This window comes from Pedobacter kyungheensis (assembly GCF_000812965.1).
GTDB lineage: Bacteria > Bacteroidota > Bacteroidia > Sphingobacteriales > Sphingobacteriaceae > Pedobacter > Pedobacter kyungheensis.
In genome coordinates this window covers 56,524-78,384 of sequence record NZ_JSYN01000009.1, presented here as the reverse complement: position 1 = coordinate 78,384, position 21,861 = coordinate 56,524, and the positions used below count along the sequence as shown (strand labels likewise).

Genomic DNA, 21,861 nt, shown 5'->3' with positions numbered 1-21,861 from the left:
AAAAAACTAACAAGCAAACAATGAAAATAAAAATAGTATTAACCCTCATTTGCAGCACACTGATGCTGTCGTGCTTTGCGCAGCAAGCTGCAGACTCGACCGCCGATAAAATGCTGGTTTATCAGCTAGGCAATGGCGGCTGGCCCAAGCAACTGGAAGATAAGAGCGTGGTTAACTATGGCGCAGCCTTAACCCCTGAGCTTTTGGCCAAAATAAAAGCCACTAAAGATTTACACGCTACGTTCGATAACAAAGCCACCAGCAGAGAAGTGGTATATCTGATTAAAGCCTACAAAAAAACACAAAACCCCGCTTACCTCAAAGCTGCCGAAAAAGGAATTGATTATATCCTGGAAGCCCAGTATGCCAATGGCGGATGGCCACAATATTACCCGGATAAAGCGCTTTACCGTTCAGAGATCACCTATAACGATGATGCCATGATTAACGTGCTGGATATCCTGGAAGACATCGTAACGAAGAAAAACGATTTCGACGTCGTAAACGCCAGCTATATCCCAAAAGCTGAACGCGCCGTTACTAAAGGAGTAGACTGCATTTTGAAAACACAGGTAAAACAAAATGGTGTTTTAAGCATTTGGGGAGCACAGTATGATAAAGACAGCTTGCTGCCCGCAAAGGCCCGTAATTTTGAGCCGGCATCTTTAAGTACAAGCGAATCGATGGGCATTACCCGCTTTTTAATGCGTTTTAAAAATCCTTCTCCACAAATTAAAGCTGCAGTAACAGCTGCCTACAATTGGTTTAATACCTATAAAATTGCAGGCTACCGTTTCGAAAGAGGTACCGACCCGAAAACAAAGGAAAAAAGTGCTGCGCTGGTTGCCGATCAGTCATCGATGGTTTGGGCACGTTTTTACGATCTCGATAAAAACATTCCGATTTTCGGCGACAGGGATAACAGCATTAAGCTAAAACTGGAGGAGCTGATTCCCGAACGCAGAAACGGTTACGCCTGGTACGGCAGCTGGGCACAAAAATTTATAGAAAAAGATTATCCGAAGTGGTTAGCCACAAACAGCAAATAAAAATGGTTTAACACGTCATTGCGGCGAAAAAAGCAAATGACAGAAAAGACACAGCAATGGTTTTAAACAAAGAAAATTTAAACAGCATCAGCGGCGAAAAGGTTACTAAACCAACTGCTGAAATTTTAGCGTTACCAGAAAAGGTAATCCAGTTTGGTACCGGCGTTTTACTGCGCGGTTTACCCGATTATTTTATCGACAAAGCTAACCACCAGGGTATTTTTAATGGCCGTGTACTGGTGGTTAAATCGACCTCAAAAGGTGGTGCCGATGCTTTTTCGCAACAAGACAACCTGTACACCCTGTGCGTTAAAGGTATAGAAGATGGGGTTAATGTAGCAGAAAACACCATTAATTCATCCATCAGCCGCGTATTGTCGGCTTCGCAAGATTGGGCCGAAATTTTAAAAGCAGCACATCAGCCCGAAATGCAGGTGGTGATTTCGAATACCACCGAAGTAGGTATTGTAAAAAGCGAAGATAAAATTACAGACAACCCTCCGCAATCTTATCCCGGTAAATTGCTTGCCTTTTTGCACGAGCGTTACAAAGCCTTTAACGGATCGGCTGAAAGCGGAATGGTGATTGTACCAACCGAACTGATTAGTGATAATGCCGATAAACTGAAAGAGATTGTACTGAACCTGGCCATCCAAAACAAACTGGGCTGGGATTTCGAAAACTGGTTAAAAACCGCCAATCACTTCTGCAAAACTCTGGTAGACCGCATTGTACCGGGAAAACTGCCTGCAGCTGAACAGAAAGCCATTGAAAACGAATTGGGTTATGAAGATGAGCTGATGATTATGGCTGAACCTTTCAGGCTTTGGGCCATCGAATCATCGAGCGAAAAGGTAAAAGACATCTTATCTTTTGCCAAAGCCGATAAAGGCATTTTCATTGTTCCATCTATCGATAAATTTAAAGAATTAAAACTCCGTTTACTGAACGGAACTCATACCATTAGCTGTGGTTTGGCCATTTTAGCCGGCTTTAACACGGTAAAAGAAGCCATGGCCAACGAAGAATTCTCGGCACATGTTTTAAAACTAATGCAGGACGAAATTGCTCCGGCAGTGGTAAACGAAGACATTACTTACGATGAAGCCCTTGCATTCGCAAAAAGTGTAATCGACCGTTTCAGCAACCCGGCATTAGAACACAAATGGCAGGCCATTACCTTAAACTATACTTCCAAATTGCAGATGCGTAACATGCCTTTAATCAGAAGGTACTATGCTTTAAAAAATGAAGTGCCCCAACTTACAGCACTTGGTGTAGCAGCCTACATCCTTTTCATGAATGTAGCTAAAGAGGGCGATGTTTTTGTTGCAAATGTAGCCGGAAAAACCTACCCTATTGATGATGAATTTGCCGGAATTTTATACGAATACTGGAAAAACCCTGAAACAGTAGTTGACAGTACGCTTGGCGACAGACGTTTGTGGGACAAGAACTTAAACAACTACCCTGGCTTTAACGCGGCCGTAAAATCGTACGTTGATTTATTACAAAATAAAGGTGCAAAAGAAACTTTAGGTAACTTGCATTCAGAAAGAACAATTTAAAATGGTTACTAGAATTTTAAAAATCCATCCTAACGATAATGTATTGGTTGCGCTTCAAAACCTGGCAAAAGGCGAAACCGTTATCCACGATGGACAGGAATATATTTTACAGGATGACATTCCGGCCAAGCATAAATTTTTTATGCAGGACATGAACCAGGGCGACCACATTATCATGTATGGTGTTTTGGTTGGGAAGGCGCAGCACTTCATCCTTAAAGGTGGCTTAATGGACACCGAAAATACCAAACACGCATCTGATCCATTCGAATTCCGTCCGTACCATTACCAATGGCAGGCACCCGATGTTTCTAAATTTGAAGGTCGTACTTTTAACGGTTACATCCGCAGCGATGGTCGTGTGGGTACAGCCAATTACTGGTTGTTTATTCCAACAGTTTTTTGCGAAAACCGCAACCTGGATGTAATCCGCGAGGCTTTACACAACGAGTTGGGTTATGCGGTAACCGATAAATACAAATCGTATGCACACGAGCTGGTAGAAGCGTATAAAAACGGCGAAATTTTAGCCGAAGCCGATCCTGCATCAATCGGACAGGCCAATCCATCAGCCAACCGTGTTTTTAAAAACGTTGATGGCATTAAATTTTTAAATCACCAGGGTGGTTGTGGCGGTACCCGTCAGGATGCGGCTGTTTTAAGCAAGCTACTGGCTGCTTATGCCGATCATCCGAATGTTGCCGGTGTTACCGTTTTAAGTTTAGGTTGCCAGAATTTACAGGTGCACGATTTTATGGAAGACCTGAAGCACCGCAGCCCTAACTTCGATAAACCTTTATTTGTTTTCGAGCAGCAACAATCGCAAAGCGAAGAGCAACTGGTTAAAGAAGCCATCAGAAAAACTTTTATCGGCTTAACCGAAATCAATAAAATTGAACGTCAGCCGGCACCATTAAGCAAACTGGTTTTAGGTGTTAAATGCGGTGGAAGCGATGGTTTTAGCGGCATTAGTGCAAATCCGGCAGTAGGGTATACTTCCGATTTATTGGTGGCCTTAGGCGGAACTGTACTACTGGCCGAGTTCCCTGAACTTTGTGGTGCAGAACAACAGCTGATTGATCGTACGAAAGATGAAACCGCTGCACGAAAGTTTATTCAGTTAATGACGGCTTACAACCAGTCGGCAGAAAACGTAGGCTCGGGCTTTTTCATGAACCCATCACCAGGCAATATTAAAGATGGTTTAATTACCGATGCCATAAAAAGCACTGGCGCTGCAAAAAAAGGCGGAACCTCGCCGGTTGAAGATGTTTTGGATTATACCGAACCTGCAACCAAACCTGGCCTCAATTTAGTTTGTACGCCGGGTAACGATGTAGAAGCCACTACCGGTAAAGCAGCATCGGGTGCAACTTTGATTTTATTTACAACCGGACTGGGTACACCTACCGGAAACCCCGTTTGCCCAACCATTAAAGTATCTACCAATAATGCCTTAACCAAACGCATGGGCGATATTATCGATATCAATTGCGGCCCGGTGATCGAAGGCGAAAAAACCATCGAACAAATGGGCGAAGATATTCTGGAATACTGTATCAAAGCGGCAAGTGGCGAGGTGATTCCAAAGGCAGTCTTATTAAACCAGGACGATTTTATTCCGTGGAAACGCGGTGTAAGCCTTTAATTATGCCAAGATCAGTGTCTGCACTGACCTCACCTAGTTTAATTCAATTTAGTGGTCTTTGGAGACACTGACCACCAGTAACAATCACATAGCATGAAACCTTTTTTAGACGAAAATTTTCTTTTGGAGAGCAAAACTGCTGAAAAGCTTTATCACAATTTTGCAAAACCCTTACCGATTATAGATTACCATAACCACCTCATTCCAGAGCAAATTGCCAACAACACACAGTTTGCCAATATGACTCAGGTTTGGCTGGCCGGCGACCATTACAAATGGCGTGCAATGCGTGCCAATGGTGTTGACGAAAAATACATCACCGGTGCAGGTTCTGATTTTGAGAAATTTGAGAAATGGGCAGAAACCGTTCCTTATACTTTGCGTAACCCACTTTACCACTGGACACATTTAGAACTTCAGCGTTATTTCGGCGTTACCGATTTACTTTCGGGCAAAACTGCGCAGAAAATTTACGATGAATGCTCGGCTAAACTGCAAACTCCGGAGTATTCAGTACGCGGTTTATTGTCCAAAATGAATGTAGAATCGGTTTGTACTACCGATGATCCTTTAGATAGCCTGAACTTTCACCAGCAACTGGCCAGAGAAGGTGCAAACCTGAAAATGTTACCTGCTTTCCGCCCCGATAAAGCCATGAACAGCGATGACATTGAAGGCCTAAACCAATATATTGATAAACTGGAAACGGTAGTCGATAAAACCATCAGCAATTTCCAGGACTATATTGATGCATTGAAAAGCCGCCACGATTACTTTGCAGATAATGGCTGCTCGGTATCTGACCACGGCTTAGAGCAGATTTATGCCGAAGATTATACAGAAGCAGAAATCAGCGCCATTTTTGACAAAATCCGCAGTAAAAAAGACATTTCTTACGAAGAAAACCTGAAATTCAAATCGGCCATGCTCGTTTATTTTGCTGAGTGGGATCACGAAAAAGGCTGGGTACAACAATACCATTTAGGTGCGTTACGCAACAACAATGCCCGCATGTTAAGGCAATTAGGTCCCGATACTGGCTGGGATTCGATTGGTGATTTTAGCCAGGCCCGCATGCTTTCTAAATTCTTAAACCGTTTGGATAACCAGGATAAACTGGCCAAAACCATCATCTACAACCTTAATCCGGCAGATAATGAGTTAATTGCGACCATGATCGGTAACTTTAACGATGGTTCTGTAGCAGGTAAAGTGCAATTCGGATCGGCCTGGTGGTTTTTAGACCAAAAAGACGGGATGATTAAACAATTAAATGCACTATCGAACATGGGGCTTTTAAGTCGCCTGGTAGGTATGCTTACCGATTCGCGCAGCTTCCTTTCCTTCCCTCGTCACGAATATTTCAGAAGGATTGTTTGTAACCTGTTTGGAGCCGACATCGAAAACGGAGAATTGCCTAACGACCTGGAGTGGGTTGGTAAAATTGTGCAGGATATTTCGTACTTTAACGCAAAAAATTACTTTAAATTTTAACCAAAATCAGGCTTTTAAGAAGAATTTCGTTGGATTCAACGCATTTCAAACGTTTTACTTCCATTTTCATACCGTTGCAGAAAACAGCATGAAAAAAGCCGATTATTTACAAAAATGAGTACCCAAATATTCGATTCATCAAAAAAAGGAAAAAAAGTTTTAAGCTTTGGTGAAATACTTTTACGCATCTGTCCGGATATGGATGGGCAATGGTTAAAAGAAAATAAACTACCGTTTTATGTGGGAGGTGCCGAGCTCAATGTAGCTACCGCCTTAGCTTTATGGAATGTGCCTTCGGCCTACCTTTCGGCTGTGCCCGATAATTCGGTAACCCGCGAAATTGTTGAATACCTGAATATGCGCAATATCGATACTACGCCAATGGTTTATCATGGCGAACGTTTAGGCCTTTATTACCTGCCAAAAGGGAAAGACCTTAAAAATGCGGGGGTAATTTACGATCGCGCTAATTCGGCCTATGCCGATTTAAAAGTTGGACAGATTAACTGGAACGAAGTGTTTGAAGATGTAGCCTGGTTCCATTTCAGTGCCATTTGCCCGGCCATTAACCAAAATATTGCCGATGTTTGCCTGGAAGCACTAAAAGCTGCCAGCACCAGAAACATTACCATTTCATTAGACTTAAATTACCGCGCCAAACTTTGGAAATACGGTAAAGAGCCTATTGACATTTTACCTGAGCTGGCTAAGTATTGTACTTTAATTATGGGCAATGTGTGGGCAGCAAATAAAATGCTGGGTACAGCACTTCACCCTGATTTGCTGCCAACCGAAGGTTATGCAAAAGAAACGTTACTGCAACAAGCCACCGATACTTCTAAAGAAATATTAAGTTTGTTTCCGGCGTGTAAAGCTGTAGCCAATACCTTCAGGTTCGATCATGGCAAAGGCATCCGCTATTATACTGCCATTTATACCAACAATGCGCTAACCGTTTCAGAAGAATATGTTTCTGAAGAGATTTTAGACAAAGTTGGTAGCGGCGATTGCTTTATGGGTGGATTGATTTATGGCTTCTACAATGGCCTTTCAGCTAAAGAAACCTTAAATTTTGCTACCGCAGCTGCATACGATAAATTATACATTGCAAGTGATGCCACAACCAGTACCGTGGCCGATATAGAAAAACGAATTATATAACCATGATCAGTAACAAGCACAAAATTTTAGATGCCATTTTAGAGCAGGGCATGCTACCCCTTTTTTACCAGGATAGCGAAGCGGGAAGTGTTGAAATATTGCGTACCCTGTACAAAGCAGGTGTTCGTGTTTTCGAATACACCAACCGCGGAAAATCGGCCTTGCCTAATTTTAAAAAGCTAAAAGAAATCCGCGATGCAGAAATGCCCGATCTTTACCTGGGCATTGGTACCATTAAAACCCCTGCTGATGCGAATGCTTTTATTGAAGCCGGAACCGATTTTATTGTTGCGCCGATCATCAATCCGGCTGTTGCCGAAATTGCCAACAAAATAGGCATGCTATGGATTCCGGGGTGTATGACCCCTACCGAAATTAGTGTGGCACAAGAACACAAAGCCATGTTAATCAAAATTTTCCCGGCTAATATTTTAGGCCCCGAATTTATTGCTTCGATCAAAGATTTATTTGCCGGCCAGCTGTTTATGCCAACCGGAGGGGTAGAAATTAATGCCGATAATTTAAAAACCTGGTTTAAAGCTGGTGTTTGCGCCGTTGGTATGGGCAGTAAATTAATTAGTAAAGACGTGATGAGCAAAGGCCTATACGATGAACTGTACGAAAATACCCAGCTGGCGCTCGACCTCATTAAAAAAAGTAAGTAATCCCTAACCACACACAACCGAAATGAGCCAAACCAAAATGAGCAAATACAGATGGACAATATGTACGCTGTTATTTGTTGCAACCACCATTAATTATTTAGATCGACAGGTACTCTCACTTACATGGAAAGACTATTTTGTTCCCGAATTTCACTGGACAGATAGCGACTATGGGACCATTACAGCACTATTCTCTCTTTTTTATGCCGGATCGATGTTGGTTGCAGGACGTTTTGTTGATTGGATGGATACCAAAAAAGGTTTCCTTTGGGCAATCGGTATCTGGTCTGTAGGTGCATGTATTCACGCTTTTTGCGGCATTGCCACTTCAGGCATTATCACCGGTACCTGGGCCATGAGTTTTGCTGGTGCTAAACAGGCACTTTCTACCGTTGGAAACACTACTTTAATTCTATCAACCAGTCTTTCGCTGTTTATTTTTGCCCGTTTTGTACTGGCATTGGGCGAGGCAGGGAACTTTCCGGCAGCCATTAAAGCTACTGCCGAGTATTTCCCAAAAAAAGACCGTGCCTTTGCCACCAGTATTTTTAATGCGGGTGCAACTGTTGGTGCATTAGCGGCTCCCGTTACTATCCCTTACATTGCTGAGGCTTATGGCTGGGAAATGTCGTTCATCATTATCGGCGCCTTAGGTTTTATCTGGATGTTGTTCTGGATTTTACTTTATGGCAAACCGGAAAACCACTCGCGCGTGAGCAAAGCTGAATTGGCTTACATCCAGCAGGATTTAGTTGCACATGAACAAATTAGCGAAACCGTTACTTCTGCATCGCCAGTTAAAAAGCTGTCGTTTGCCGATTGCCTTAAATTTAAACAAACCTGGGCTTTTGCTTTTGGTAAGTTTATGACTGACGGTGTATGGTGGTTTTACCTGTTCTGGTCGCCGGCCTACCTGAAAGATATTTATAAAATGAGCGGTACGGAAAGTGCTTTCCCACTGTTTATTTTATATGTTATTACCTTATTATCGATTATCGGAGGATGGTTACCATCTTATTTTATCGGCAAGAAAAACATGAACCCTTACGATGGAAGGATGAAATCGATGCTGATTTTTGCCTTTTTCCCGTTATTGGCTTTACTGGCTCAGCCTTTGGGCCAATACAGCTACTGGTTGCCGGTAATTATTATTGGTATTGCAGGGGCTGCACACCAGGCCTGGTCAGCTAATATTTTTACTACTGTAAGTGATATGTTTCCCCGTCAGGCTATTGCTACCGTAACCGGAATTGGTGGTATGGCCGGAGGCTTAGGATCATTTTTCATCAACAAAGGTTCTGGAGTACTGTTTACCTATGCCGGCGATACCCAAATGACTTTTATGGGTTTCCACGGTAAAGAAGCTGGTTATTTTATCGTTTTCTCTTTCTGTGCGGTGGCGTATTTAATTGGCTGGACAGTGATGAAAGCATTGGTACCAAAATATAAATTAATAGAAGTTAAATAATTCATAACACAAGATTTAGGCACAACAACAAGTGCCTAAATCTTGATACTTTTTTTAAAAACGTTAATCTATACTTAAACGATAGATTAAGCATTATAAACCCTAACAACCAAACCCAAATTGAGCACATCGCTAAACCTCGAAAGTATTTTCGTTGAAGAGAGCCAGATTCCAGATGAATTTAGGCTCAAGGAAGAGATCAATCAAAAGGAATTCCTTTCCAATGGTGAAATGAAACCCTGGAACGGACCTTTTAACGAAGTTTTTTCTCCCGTATGTATTAAAACTCCTGAAGGTTTAAAACGAAAACGGATTGGAAGTTTCCCGGTATGTACCGAAAAGGAATCGACAGAAGCTTTAGACGCTGCAGTAGCGGCTTATGACAACGGTCGCGGCCAGTGGCCAACCATGAGCGTTGCCGATCGCATTGCATGCGTAGAAAACTTTACCCACAAAATGATTGAGCAGAAGGAAATTGTGGCCAAACTGATTATGTGGGAAATCGGTAAATCTTATGCCGATTCGGTTAAAGAGTTCGATCGTACCGTTGAATACATTTACGCAACCATTGATGCGCTAAAAGACATCGACAGACAGTCTTCACGTTTCGAAATAGAGCAGGGTATTGTGGCCCAGGTGCGCCGTTCGCCACTTGGAGTAGTACTTTGTATGGGTCCGTTTAATTATCCCTTAAACGAAACCTTTACCACCCTTATTCCGGCTTTGATTATGGGCAACACGCTTTTATTCAAACCACCTAAACACGGTACTTTATTACACTATCCATTATTAGAGGCTTTCCGTTCGAGTTTCCCTAAAGGAGTAGTAAACACCATTTATGGCCGTGGCAATACCATTGTACCGGGTTTAATGAAATCAGGAAAAATTAATGTGCTTACCTTAATCGGATCGAGTAAAGTGGCTAACGAGCTTAAAAAATTACACCCTAAAGTAAACCGTCTAAGGGCTATTTTAGGGCTTGATGCTAAAAATGCGGCCATTATTACCAAAGATGCAGATCTTGACCTGGCCGTTTCTGAAACCGTACTGGGCTCGCTTTCTTTTAACGGACAGCGTTGTACCGCAATTAAAATTGTTTACGTACACCGCAGTCTGGCGCAGGAGTTTTTAAAACGTTTATCGGCCGAAGTTGAAAAACTAAAGTTCGGTATGCCATGGGAAAAAGGAGTAAACCTTACGCCACTACCTGAATTAAATAAACCAGAATATTTAAAAGATTGTATTGACGATGCCCTGGTACATGGCGCAAAGGTGATTAACAAAAACGGTGGACAAACCCTTGAAACCTTTGTTTACCCTGCCATTGTTTATCCGGTAAACAGCAATATGAAACTTTACCGCGAAGAGCAGTTTGGTCCCATTGTACCGGTAGTTCCTTTTGATGATTTAGAAGAACCAATTGAGTACCTAATCGGCTCGCCACACGGCCAGCAGGTAAGTATTTTCAGCAATAATGCAGCGGTAATTTCTTCGTTAATCGATCCGCTGGTTAACCAGGTGAGCCGTGTAAATATCAACTGCCAGTGCCAGCGTGGCCCGGATGTATTTCCGTTTACCGGCCGTAAAGACAGTGCCGAAGGAACACTATCGGTAGTAGATGCACTGCGTTCATTCTCTATCCGTTCGCTGGTAGCCACTAAGTTTACCGATAGCAATAAAAAACTATTGAATGAGATTGTTAAAGGTGATGATTCAAACTTCCTGAGTACAAAGTATATTTTCTAGTTGCTGTCATTCTGAACGCAGTGAAGAATCTGTTCAAAGTGGAGTCAGCTGTTACCAGCTGACTCTTTTTGTATCCGATGTGTTAGATATAACCTGCTTTGGCATGGTTGTCTGCAGCAGGCAGGTTTCGTCGTTCCTCCCCTTAATAACGCCTACTTTTATGTTGTCGTCCTGAGTTTGTCTAAGGATCTACACAAACTCTTTATAAGACGTTTCGACAGGCTCAACGTGACAAACCTGGAAAAAGACTCCTCCCCAAAATAATGATCCCATTTACATGTCACCCTGAGCGGAGTCGAAGGGCGCTTAATAATTATTATAGTAATAACTAATATCATCTACCAGCTGGCTGTAAATCGGCTTGGTAAACTCCAGAAACAAGGTACTCGGCGGAGGAGGAAGCATCTCCCTGCGTTTAGTCATGGCCAGCTGCTGCTTGCTTAAAGCGCGGTCATCGCCCTTATAACTGGCCCAGCTATCTCTCCAAACGTAAGTGCCTGGAAATTTTTGCTGGCGCACCAGTTTTTTGGTTTGCCAATCCATAATACTCATATCCAGCAAGCCTGAAGAAGAAATATTTTTTTCAAAAATACTCAAGGTAGCTTTAACCGTACCGTAAATGGGTTTTCTCTCCCGGGTTTCGCCAATCACTACACTATCGCGCTTTAACTTTTCAACGCGTTCCTTCACGTAAGTTTGTCCAACCACAAAATCATCAAAATTCAGGCTTAATACCTGATCCGGAACAATTTTTTGTTCAGTAGCCTGCTGCTCGCCATAAAAAAGCACAAACCTATTGCGTGCATATTTACCGATAAACTGATCAATTTGCTGCTGAAAATAATCGGCACTCAGTTTATACAAGCTGCTATTTACGATAATGGGCTGTACTACCACTCGCGTAACTGCAGCCCAGTAAGCATCTTCCATTTTAGCTTTGGCATCTTTATAATTAGGTTCCAGGTTTAAGGTTTTCTCGAACTCGTAATAAGCTTTCTTAGCTGCCAAACGGTTATTATCCCTTAAATAGCCCAATCCCGAATTATATCTCGCTCCGGCAGCCATGTATTTGCTATCTGCAAGTTCTGTAATATATTTCGAGGGGCTGGGTACAATGGTTAAACAAGCCGGGCAGCTGTTAATATCGTCGGCCAGCTGATTTATTTTCTGGTAATCGTACATAATCGATTCCCATCTAAACAAATCGTTTGATAGTTTAGCTTCATCAATTTTGCGCAAATGACTTTGCAAGGCCAGGTCATAAGCCGTTTTAAGCACCTGCATCGCTTCGGTGTTTTTAGGCGAATTTTGCAGCCTGCTAACCGCCTTGCTTACTGAGGCATCATAGTCGCCTTTTTGCAGTGCATTCTTTCCTGTGGTACATCCTCCAATAATTATTAAGGATAAATAAATAAAATACCGTAATCTTGAAACGTTTTCCATGGCAGAGGTTTTTGCGTTAATAAACAAATATACTTTTGTAAGGCAATAATTTCCCTATTTATTTAGAAGACGATTGATCATGAAGATTAGTTACAAAGAATTTGAATTAGAGTTAAAGCACCCATTCTCGATCTCGAAATTTACCCGCACCAGCACACCTTTAATGTTGCTCAAAATAAGCTACGAAGGCGTTACGGGTTACGGCGAAGCATCAATGGTACCTTACATGGGCGAAAGTTACGAAACTGCTATACACTTTTTAAGACAAGTAGATTTAAGCGCCTTTAAGCACCCTTTCGATTTCGGGGAGATCATTAGCTACCTAGACAGCATTGCACCCGGCCAGCCAGCGATAAAGGCTGCAATTGATATTGCATTAAACGATATCCAGGGGAAAATTTTAAATAAACCCTGCTACGAAATTTATGGAGCAAACCCGGCGCAAATGCCCGTTACTTCTTATACTGTTGGTATTGATACGCCTGAAGTAATTCGAGAAAAACTGAAAGATGCCAGTGCATTTAAGGTGATAAAAGTTAAACTGGGCAGGGATAACGATCAGGAGATTATCGAAACCATCCGCAGTATGACGCAGGTGCCGCTATATGTTGACGCGAACCAGGGTTGGAAAGACCGTATAAAGGCTATCGATTTGATTTACTGGCTGCACAACCAGGGCGTTGTTTTAATTGAGCAGCCTATGGATAAAAATGACCCGGCGGGTAATGCCTGGTTAACTGAGCGTAGCCCTATCCCGCTATTGGCTGATGAAGCCGTACAGCGCCTAAGTGATATTGATAGCCTAAAAGGCGTTTACCATGGCATAAACGTAAAACTGATGAAAAGCTGTGGCATGTACGAAGGCCATCAGATGATTTTAAAAGCCCGTTCTTTTGGCATGAAGGTGCTAATTGGCTGTATGAGCGAAACCAGTTGCGCTACATTGGCTGCTGCTGCATTAGCTCCACTGTGCAACTGGGCCGATTTAGATGGTCCCTGGTTAACCAAAAACAATCCTTTTACCAATCCACCTTTCGAAAACGGCAAATATATTTTAAAAGATATACCCGGGTTAGGGCTTGAAGGAGTTACTTCTGATCTTTTTCCTTGAAACTTTTTCTGATGTCTTTGCTTAACTGATACTTAAAATAGAACAGGCAGCAGGTTACACCAACCAGAAAGCCGGCCGGAAGATATTTAGCATTGTTATAGCACCAAACCAATCCAAAAATAGCAAGGATAATGGCCAGGTTATAGAAGATATTTAAAGCAAATTTTTTACCCACAAGTAGAGGATTTTATTTGTAAGAGAATTTATCTACAAAGCACCAATGAACAATAATCAATTTTCAAACCCTATCCGGAGTCGGAAACATTCAAAACGTTTAATCCCGCAAGGTTAAAGTTTGAAAATTGATCTTATTTATCTGATATAACCTACTCCAGTTGATCATTGGAATTTGGTTATTGTTTTTCCTGGTAATTGGTTATTGAAAACTGGTGATTCTAATAAACCGGCATATTCGGATCGTAAGCCTCTTGCCAGGCTAAAATACCGCCTTTTAAATTGTAAAGGTTATCATAACCGTACTGTTGCTCTAACTGCATTACAGCAGCTGCACTTCTTTTACCACTGCGGCACTGGATAATTACGGGTTTATCTTTTGCAACCTTATCAGCCTCAATTAAAATCCCACCCAACGGAATGTTTTCTCCGTTCAGATTAGAAACTTCATATTCGAATGTTTCACGAACATCAATTAATTGAAAATCTTCATTATTGTCGATTTTCTCTTTTAGTTCTTGTACCGATATTTCTTTCATTTTATTCAATGTATTTATGCAAATATAGGAAAATCAGCCTTACCCGCCCCATCAAAAAAATGCCATAAAATTTTGTAAAAAACTGTAACAAGTTAAACCCTTAGGCGTTTAATTATAAATAGTTACAAATGGACAAACTGAACCGCTTCTTTTGGTTTTGCTCTGGCGCTCATATCCCGACACTGGAAAAATATCCTTCAGAACAAAATAAATATACCGGCATTGGTGCCACCATCTTTTTTACGGGCTTGTTTGCGGCCCTTTCAGGTGGTTATGCCATGTATTTTGTTTTTAAAGGCGATGATCTGGCGGTAATTTTCGCAATCATTTTCGGCTTTTTATGGGGTGCAGCCATTTTTAACATGGACCGCTACATCGTATCGAGTATTAACAAAAGTGCAAGTACCAATAAACAGCTTTTACAGGCCACGCCACGTATTTTACTGGCCATTATGATCGGTATGGTTATTTCGAGGCCTATTGAGCTTAAAATTTTTGATAAAGAGATTAAGGAGCGTTTAAAAGTAAGCTATTTGAATGGTCAGCGGGCAAAGATTGATACCTTAAATAAGGCTTTTGAGAAAAAATACCAGGTTGAGTTTGGTCGCTTAAACCAGCAAAAAGCTACGCGCGATTCGCTGGAGAAAGGCATTAAATCCGACAGGCAGAAACTTAACTTCGAAATATTCGGCAATAAGACCACCGAAACATCGGGCGTAATGGGTTATGGACCCTATGCCAAGCGTAAGGAAGCAGAAATTGCGCAACGCACGGCAGAGCTCGATTCGCTTAAGGCCAACATTAATAAATCGGAAGCTTTTGTAGATAAACGCAAAGAATTTGATGGGCTGTTTACCGAAAAACTGTATACCAAAAAACAATTGGATAGTTTAGCCAACATTGCAGGTTTTGCCGACCGCAACTGGGCACTTGGCCAGCTTAAATTTAATGTAGATGGCAGCCGCGACAACAATACAGCCATTGCCGTAACCTTTATTGGCCTGCTGTTTATCTTTTTTGAGTGTTTGCCGGTATTTGTTAAACTGATGAGCGCCCGTGGCCCTTACGATTATGCCATTGCCGATGGAGACGAAGTTTCGATTTACCATTCTAAAAAGGATAAGGATTTTCATTTCGAAGTGGCCGATAATATCCACGAAACGCGGGTAGACTCAGAATCATCCAAACGGAAAGAAATTATTAAAGGCAAAGCCTACCGCGATTTGGAAAAATACGATTGGGATAACGAGAGTTAAGGAAGGGGGTTGATAGCCCATAGTCGATGGTTAATAGACAATAGCCCACACAAAACAATTGTGCTATTGACCAAACTTATCCTAACCAGGCTATTAACTATAAGCTATCAACCATAAACCCAAAGGCTACCTTAAAATCTTCCATTTATTACTAAATTGCCGTCATTATTCCCTTTTTATGAAGAAATTTATAGGTACCGCAATCGGGAGTCTGCTCTCACTTGCAGCTTTTGCCCAAAATGAAATCAGTTATGTCATTTCATTTCCCAATGCCATACACCATGAGGCAGAAATCAGCATGCTTATTCCCAATGTTCCGGCAGGTACTTTAAAAGTACGCATGAGCCGCTCTTCGCCAGGCCGTTATGCCACACACGAATTTGGCAAAAATGTATACCATTTAAAAGCTTTTGATGGCGCGGGGAAATATTTAACCGTTAACCAAACTGCAGGCGATGTATACGAAATCTCCAACCACGGAAGCAGCGTTAAAATAACCTACACCCTTTTTGGCAACTGGATTGACGGAACTTATGCAGGCTTCGATGAAACCCATGCCCACATGAATATCCCGGCAACATTTGCCTACCCGATAGGTATGGATAACCGGCCAAGGGTAGTGAAATTTAATTATGCAGGTAAACAAAACTGGAAAGTGGCTACCCAGCTTAAACTTCAGGCCGATGGAAGTTATTTTGCGCCTAATCTGCAATATTTTATGGATAGCCCAATTGAAATTGCAGACTATAAAACCGCAAGCTGGGAGGTTAAAAACACCGATGGAAAAACACAAACCATTCACCTGATTTCGCATTCTAACGACGATCAGCAAACCATCGACAATTATGCCGGGATGCTGAAAAAAATGGTTGATGAACACCTCGCGGTATGGGGCGAGTTCCCAACTTACGATTATGGCCATTACTACTTTTTAGAAGATGTTTACCCCGATAATGCCGGCGATGGGATGGAGCATCGAAATTCGACTTCTATTGTGCAGCGCACCCCAAAAATTGCAGGCTACGAAGCTAATTTGCTGGGTACATTTTCGCACGAATATTTCCACAGCTGGAATGTGGAGCGACTGCGCCCCAAAACTTTAGAGCCTTTTAACTTCGAACATGCCAATATGAGCAATGAACTTTGGCTTGCTGAAGGCTTTACTCAGTATTATGGCAATCTGCTGTTAACCCGTGCAGGTTTAAAAACAGAAGATAATGCCATACAAACTTTTAACAGTTTGGCAAATGCTGTACTGCTTTCGCCTGGGGCACTCAATTTTTCGCCTGTTGAGGCCAGCCGGTATGCCGTATTTGCCGATGCTGGTGTAGCGATCGACCAAACCAACAAAGCCAATATTTTTACCTCTTACTATACGTATGGCGCTGCAACCGCCCTGGCCTTAGACCTCCGCTTAAGAGCGGACTTTAAGCTTACGCTCGATGATTATATGCGTGCACTTTGGAAAGCCTACGGGAAGCCGGAAATTGCATACACCATCCCAGATTTAGAGAAGACTTTGGCAAGCTTAACCAAAAACCCATCATTCGCAGCCAGTTTCTTTAAAAAGTACATTTATGGCACCGAAAAAAACGATTATGCTCAATTGTTGCTTAACGCCGGACTGGTACTGCGTAAGGCAAAGCCAGGACAGGCTTATACTGGGTTTGGAAATATTGCTTCAGTAGACGATAAAGTTATTTTATCGCAAACCCTGGCAGGAACCCCAGCATATAAAGCAGGTCTGGACATTGGTGATGTTTTATTAACAATAAATGGAGTACAAGTGAAGAACGGTCCTGAGGTAATTAAAGTTATCGACGATTATAAACCAGGCGACACAGTTGATATCACTTACCTCTATCGTGGTGTAGCAAAAACAACAAAATTAACCTTAACCGAAAATCCGGCCCTGGAGCTTATAAGTATTGAAAAAACAGGAGGAATCTTAACACCTGCCATGCAAAATTTCAGAACCAGCTGGTTAAGCTCACAAGTTAAATCGAAAACAACTAATTAAACATAAAAAATGAAGAAAATAGCCCTTTTTGCCTTAGTCGGGATGGCAGGTTTGCAGCTTAAAGCGCAAAACATCGATAAAATTATTACCCGCGAATATACCGACCACCTGATTAAAACCTTAAGTGCCGATGATATGCAGGGCCGTGCTACTTTTACGCCAGGTATTGATAAGGCCGCTACATTTATCGAATCGGAATTTAAAAAGATTGGTTTACAACCTTTAACCGGAGAGAAAACTTTTCGCCAGACTTTCTATAAATACCGCATTACCAACCAAAATACGAGTGTTAAGATAGACGGACAGGAAATTGCACCTGAAAACCTGATTATTTCGGGCGTATCATCAGAAAACGTTACCCTCGACAAATCGAATACAACAGTTGTTAAACTTGATCCTGAAAAGCCATTTGTTGCCCAATTAAGAGCCATGACCGAATCAGGTAAAAACCAACTGGTTTTGGTTGACAGTAAGTTTGCCGATTTGTTTAACCGCTACAGAAATTATTTTAGCAAACCCGCCACGGTTGATGAAAAAAACGTAAAGGCCGCCAGTGCAGTGCAGGTTTTTGTATTGGGCAAAGATGCTGCGGGCGATTTTTCGGCAAACGTTAAAAGCAAAGTAGATAAAATGCCTTTGTTTAACGTTGCAGGCGTAATTCCGGGGAAATCAAAAGCTAAAGAAATTGTAGTGTTCTCAGGTCATTATGATCACCTGGGTTTCTTAAAACCGGTAAATGGCGATAGTATTGCCAATGGCGCCGATGATGATGCCTCGGGCACAACAGCCATGATTGCCCTGGCCAAATATTACAAAGCACAAAAGAACAATGAACGTACATTGATTTTTGTAGCCTTTACTGCAGAAGAAATTGGTGGTTTCGGTGCAAGATATTTCTCAGAGAAATTAAATCCGGATGATGTTGTGGCCATGTTTAACATCGAAATGATTGGAAAAGACTCTAAATTCGGTAAAAACACTGCGTTTATTACTGGTTATGAAAGATCAGATTTTGGCAAGATTTTGCAGAAAAACCTGGCCGGAACTGAATTTACTTTCCATCCTGATCCATATCCGGAGCAAAATTTATTTTACAGAAGTGATAATGCTACTTTGGCAGCCCTTGGTGTTCCTGCACACACCATCAGTACCGATAAAATCGATATCGATAAATTGTACCACTCGGTTAAAGACGAGTACAGTTCTTTAGATGTAGAAAATATCTTATCAACCATTAAAGCCATTGCGAAGAGTGCAACCAGCATTGTAAACGGAACAGATACGCCAACAAGAATACCTAAGTTGAAGCAATAAATCTATAAAACGGTTCGTCATTCCCAACTTGATCCGATAGCTATCGGATGGGAATCGTAATGCAATAGCTTTAAGATTCCCACTTGCGTGGGAATGACGGATTAACTTATTAAAAAAATTAAAGGCCAGTGAAAAATCACTGGCCTTTACTATTTTTTATAAACTTACGAAGTTCTCCAAGCTCCTTGCTTTTCAAACTTCATAAGCAGATTACTTACTCAAATACATTGATTTGTCTTTGTAAAGCTTGCGGAAGTAAGGATCTTCCAGATCTTTAATGAAGCGGATCGCCTCACCAGTCGATTTCATTTCAGGGCCTAGCTCTTTAGTTACCTCCGGGAATTTCTCGTAAGAGAAAACAGGCTCCTTAATCGCATAACCTTTCAATTTACGTTCGATGGTAAAATCTTTCAGTTTCGCTACACCCAGCATAATTTTAGCTGCAATGTTGATGTAAGGTACATCGTATGCCTTAGCAATAAACGGAACCGTACGTGAAGCCCTTGGGTTCGCTTCGATTACATATACTTTTTCATCTTTGATGGCGAACTGGATGTTCAGTAAACCACGTACATCTAAAGCTTTCGCAATCTTAACTGAATATTCTTCCATGGCTTTAGTTACCGTTTCAGATAAGCTAAAGGTAGGCAATACTGCAAACGAATCGCCGGAGTGGATACCTGCAGGTTCGATGTGCTCCATCATACCTACAATGTGAACATCTTCACCGTCAGAAATCGAATCCGATTCTGCCTCTTCTGCTCTGTCTAAGAAATGGTCAATCAGTACGCGGTTACCCGGTAAATCGCCCAATAATTTCACTACTGCTTTCTCCAGGTCTTCGTCGTTAATTACGATGCTCATACCTTGTCCACCCAATACATAACTCGGACGAACCAGTACCGGATAGCCTACCTCATTTGCTACAACAATAGCTTCTTCGGCATTTTCGGCAACCCCGTATTTTGGATAAGGAATATTTAAATCTTTTAACAGGTCAGAGAAACGGCCACGATCTTCGGCGATATCCATGTTCTCGAAAGAAGTTCCGATAATTTTGATACCGTTCTCAGTTAGTTTCTCAGCCATTTTCAAGGCAGTCTGTCCACCAAGCTGAACAATTACACCAACTGGTTTTTCCAGCTCAATAATTTCGCGTACATGCTCCCAGAAAACTGGTTCGAAGTACAATTTATCGGCCATGTTAAAGTCGGTAGAAACCGTTTCAGGGTTACAGTTAACCATGATGGCTTCGAAACCTGTTTCTTTAGCAGCCAATAAGCCGTGTACACAAGAGTAATCGAACTCAATACCCTGACCAATACGGTTAGGACCTGAGCCCAGAACGATTATCTTTTTTCTATCTGTAGGTACCGATTCATTTTCCTCTTCGAAAGTTGAGTAATAATATGGCGTTTGTGCCGGGAATTCTGCAGCACAGGTATCAACCATTTTATATACTCTGCGGATGCCTAGCTCTTTTCTGCGGGCATAAACCTCATCTTCGGTTACGTTACCCAGCAACCATGAAATCTGTACATCAGAAAAACCTTTTTGTTTTAAGTTGAAGAAGAAATCGCGTGGGATATTGTTCAGTGAGTATCTTTTTAACTCAGTTTCTAAAGCTACAAGCTCCTGAATCTGGTTTAAGAACCATTTGTCGATTTTGGTTACTTTACGGATTGATTCCAAAGGAACGCCCATCGCCATGGCATCTTTTATTAAGAACAGACGGTTCCATGAAGCGTGCTCCAAACCATCCATAATTTCTTCGATATTGCGTACTTGTCTGCCATCTGCACCTAAACCTGAACGGCCAATTTCTAAACTCTGACAAGCTTTTTGTAAAGCTTCGATGAACGTACGGCCAATTGCCATTACTTCACCTACCGATTTCATTTGTAAACCAAGCTCTTTGTTGGCTCCTTTAAATTTATCGAAGTTCCAGCGAGGTACTTTTACGATTACATAATCTAAAGTAGGTTCGAAATATGCCGAAGTGGTTTTGGTAATCTGGTTTTCAATTTCATCCAGGTTGTAACCGATAGCAAGTTTAGCTGCAATTTTTGCAATCGGGTAACCCGTTGCTTTACTTGCCAATGCTGATGAACGTGATACACGTGGGTTAATTTCGATCGCGATGATTTCATCATCAGCCGGGTTAACCGAGAACTGAACGTTACAACCGCCGGCAAAGTTACCGATGGCGCGCATCATTTTAATTGCCTGGTTACGCATTTCCTGGTAACAACGGTCAGATAAAGTCATGGCCGGTGCAACCGTAATCGAGTCTCCGGTGTGGATACCCATTGGGTCGAAGTTTTCGATCGAGCAGATAATGATTACGTTATCGTTGCTATCTCTTAACAACTCTAACTCATACTCTTTCCAACCTAAAACGGCTTTCTCTACTAAAACTTCGTGTGTTGGCGAAGCTTCTAAACCGCGTTTAAGCGCTGCATCGAATTCTTCTTTTCTGTGCACGAAACCACCACCAGAACCACCTAAAGTGTAAGATGGACGAATTACCAGTGGGAATCCGATTTCCTGTGCGGCTTCTTTACCTTCTAAGAATGAGTTGGCAATTTTCGATTGGGCAACCCCTACACCGATATCAACCATTAACTGGCGGAAAGCTTCGCGGTTTTCTGTTTTCTCGATTGCATCAACATCAACCCCTACAACTCTAACCCCGTATTTTTCCCAAACACCGCGCTCTTCTGCTTCTTTACAAAGGTTTAGTGCTGTTTGGCCACCCATTGTTGGTAGTACGGCATCAATTTTAGGTAAACTTGCATCAGCAATGTGCTCCTGCAAAATCGCTTCGATCGAATCAACAGTTAACGGACGCAGATAAACATGGTCGCCGATAACTTTATCCGTCATAATAGTAGCCGGATTTGAGTTGATAATTGATACGGTAATCCCTTCTTCTTTTAAAGATAGGGCCGCTTGAGAACCCGAGTAATCAAATTCACAGGCTTGGCCAATAACAATTGGTCCAGATCCGATAATTAGTACTGAGCGAATGGAAGTGTCTTTAGGCATGATAAAGCTTAAACAATAATTAAAATTCTAAAGTGTTGGTTCATCTAAGAACCTTAGAAAGCAACGAGATTTAGTGCTAGTGCGAAGAAAAATCCCAACTGTTCTGTCGGGATGCAAAGATACATCTTTAGCACGACTTTAAGCCGTTTTTTTTAAA

The 21,861-nt window shown here is 41.9% G+C and carries 16 protein-coding genes; 12 read left to right on the top strand and 4 right to left on the bottom strand.

Going from position 1 to position 21,861, the window contains the following annotated elements; genetic code table 11:
* The first annotated feature begins 20 nt into the window (after nucleotides 1-20).
* From pelA to OC25_RS09375, 8 genes are all read left to right on the top strand, one after another.
* The gene (pelA, locus tag OC25_RS09410; RefSeq protein WP_039474952.1) at nucleotides 21-1,049 is read left to right on the top strand and encodes a pectate lyase; all 1,029 of its coding nucleotides are present in this window, start codon (nucleotides 21-23) and stop codon (nucleotides 1,047-1,049) included.
* Nucleotides 1,050-1,105: 56 nt separating this feature from the next.
* On the top strand, nucleotides 1,106-2,617 hold the full coding sequence (locus tag OC25_RS09405) for a tagaturonate reductase (protein WP_039474827.1): 1,512 nt from the start codon (nucleotides 1,106-1,108) through the stop codon (nucleotides 2,615-2,617).
* A 1-nt stretch (nucleotide 2,618) separates the two neighbouring features.
* Complete coding sequence (locus OC25_RS09400; protein WP_039474825.1) at nucleotides 2,619-4,265, top strand: UxaA family hydrolase; 1,647 nt, start codon at nucleotides 2,619-2,621, stop codon at nucleotides 4,263-4,265.
* 93 nt (nucleotides 4,266-4,358) lie between these two features.
* Nucleotides 4,359-5,759: a glucuronate isomerase gene (gene uxaC / locus OC25_RS09395; protein ID WP_039474822.1), complete on the top strand. Its 1,401-nt coding sequence runs from the start codon at nucleotides 4,359-4,361 to the stop codon at nucleotides 5,757-5,759.
* A 114-nt stretch (nucleotides 5,760-5,873) separates the two neighbouring features.
* Nucleotides 5,874-6,920, top strand: coding sequence for a sugar kinase (locus tag OC25_RS09390; protein ID WP_039474817.1), 1,047 nt, complete (start codon nucleotides 5,874-5,876; stop codon nucleotides 6,918-6,920).
* A gap of 2 nt (nucleotides 6,921-6,922) precedes the next feature.
* On the top strand, nucleotides 6,923-7,585 hold the full coding sequence (locus OC25_RS09385; protein WP_208599618.1) for a bifunctional 4-hydroxy-2-oxoglutarate aldolase/2-dehydro-3-deoxy-phosphogluconate aldolase: 663 nt from the start codon (nucleotides 6,923-6,925) through the stop codon (nucleotides 7,583-7,585).
* Between the two features lie 22 nt (nucleotides 7,586-7,607).
* Complete coding sequence (locus tag OC25_RS09380) at nucleotides 7,608-9,053, top strand: MFS transporter (protein ID WP_039474816.1); 1,446 nt, start codon at nucleotides 7,608-7,610, stop codon at nucleotides 9,051-9,053.
* A 120-nt stretch (nucleotides 9,054-9,173) separates the two neighbouring features.
* Entirely contained in the window at nucleotides 9,174-10,799 is a 1,626-nt protein-coding gene (locus tag OC25_RS09375) for an NADP-dependent glyceraldehyde-3-phosphate dehydrogenase (protein ID WP_039474813.1), read from the top strand.
* Between the two features lie 306 nt (nucleotides 10,800-11,105).
* Here OC25_RS09375 and OC25_RS09370 read toward each other — a convergent pair whose 3' ends face one another.
* Entirely contained in the window at nucleotides 11,106-12,242 is a 1,137-nt protein-coding gene (locus tag OC25_RS09370) for a hypothetical protein (RefSeq protein ID WP_039474810.1), read from the bottom strand.
* Nucleotides 12,243-12,321: 79 nt separating this feature from the next.
* On the opposite strand from OC25_RS09370, the gene OC25_RS09365 reads away from it, so the two are divergent.
* On the top strand, nucleotides 12,322-13,353 hold the full coding sequence (locus OC25_RS09365; protein WP_039474807.1) for a dipeptide epimerase: 1,032 nt from the start codon (nucleotides 12,322-12,324) through the stop codon (nucleotides 13,351-13,353).
* Here the strand turns inward: OC25_RS09365 and OC25_RS09360 are convergent.
* Nucleotides 13,331-13,528: a DUF6358 family protein gene (locus OC25_RS09360; protein WP_039474804.1), complete on the bottom strand. Its 198-nt coding sequence runs from the start codon at nucleotides 13,526-13,528 to the stop codon at nucleotides 13,331-13,333. The genes OC25_RS09365 and OC25_RS09360 overlap by 23 nt on opposite strands.
* A 220-nt stretch (nucleotides 13,529-13,748) precedes the next feature.
* Nucleotides 13,749-14,066, bottom strand: a complete 318-nt coding sequence (locus OC25_RS09355) for a rhodanese-like domain-containing protein (RefSeq protein WP_039474799.1) — start codon at nucleotides 14,064-14,066, stop codon at nucleotides 13,749-13,751.
* Between the two features lie 128 nt (nucleotides 14,067-14,194).
* On the opposite strand from OC25_RS09355, the gene OC25_RS09350 reads away from it, so the two are divergent.
* The 3 genes from OC25_RS09350 (at nucleotide 14,195) to OC25_RS09340 (ending at nucleotide 18,656) form a co-directional block, all read left to right on the top strand.
* Complete coding sequence (locus OC25_RS09350; RefSeq protein WP_039474796.1) at nucleotides 14,195-15,322, top strand: DUF4407 domain-containing protein; 1,128 nt, start codon at nucleotides 14,195-14,197, stop codon at nucleotides 15,320-15,322.
* 178 nt (nucleotides 15,323-15,500) lie between these two features.
* Nucleotides 15,501-17,342 carry a M61 family metallopeptidase gene (locus tag OC25_RS09345; protein ID WP_039474793.1) on the top strand — a complete coding sequence of 614 codons (1,842 nt, stop codon included), beginning with the start codon at nucleotides 15,501-15,503 and terminating at the stop codon, nucleotides 17,340-17,342.
* A gap of 9 nt (nucleotides 17,343-17,351) precedes the next feature.
* Complete coding sequence (locus OC25_RS09340) at nucleotides 17,352-18,656, top strand: M20/M25/M40 family metallo-hydrolase (RefSeq protein WP_039474792.1); 1,305 nt, start codon at nucleotides 17,352-17,354, stop codon at nucleotides 18,654-18,656.
* Between the two features lie 210 nt (nucleotides 18,657-18,866).
* Here OC25_RS09340 and carB read toward each other — a convergent pair whose 3' ends face one another.
* Nucleotides 18,867-21,704 (bottom strand): carbamoyl-phosphate synthase large subunit, encoded by a 2,838-nt coding sequence (gene carB, locus OC25_RS09335; RefSeq protein WP_039474789.1) that lies wholly within the window; start codon nucleotides 21,702-21,704, stop codon nucleotides 18,867-18,869.
* Between the last annotated feature and the right edge of the window lie 157 nt (nucleotides 21,705-21,861).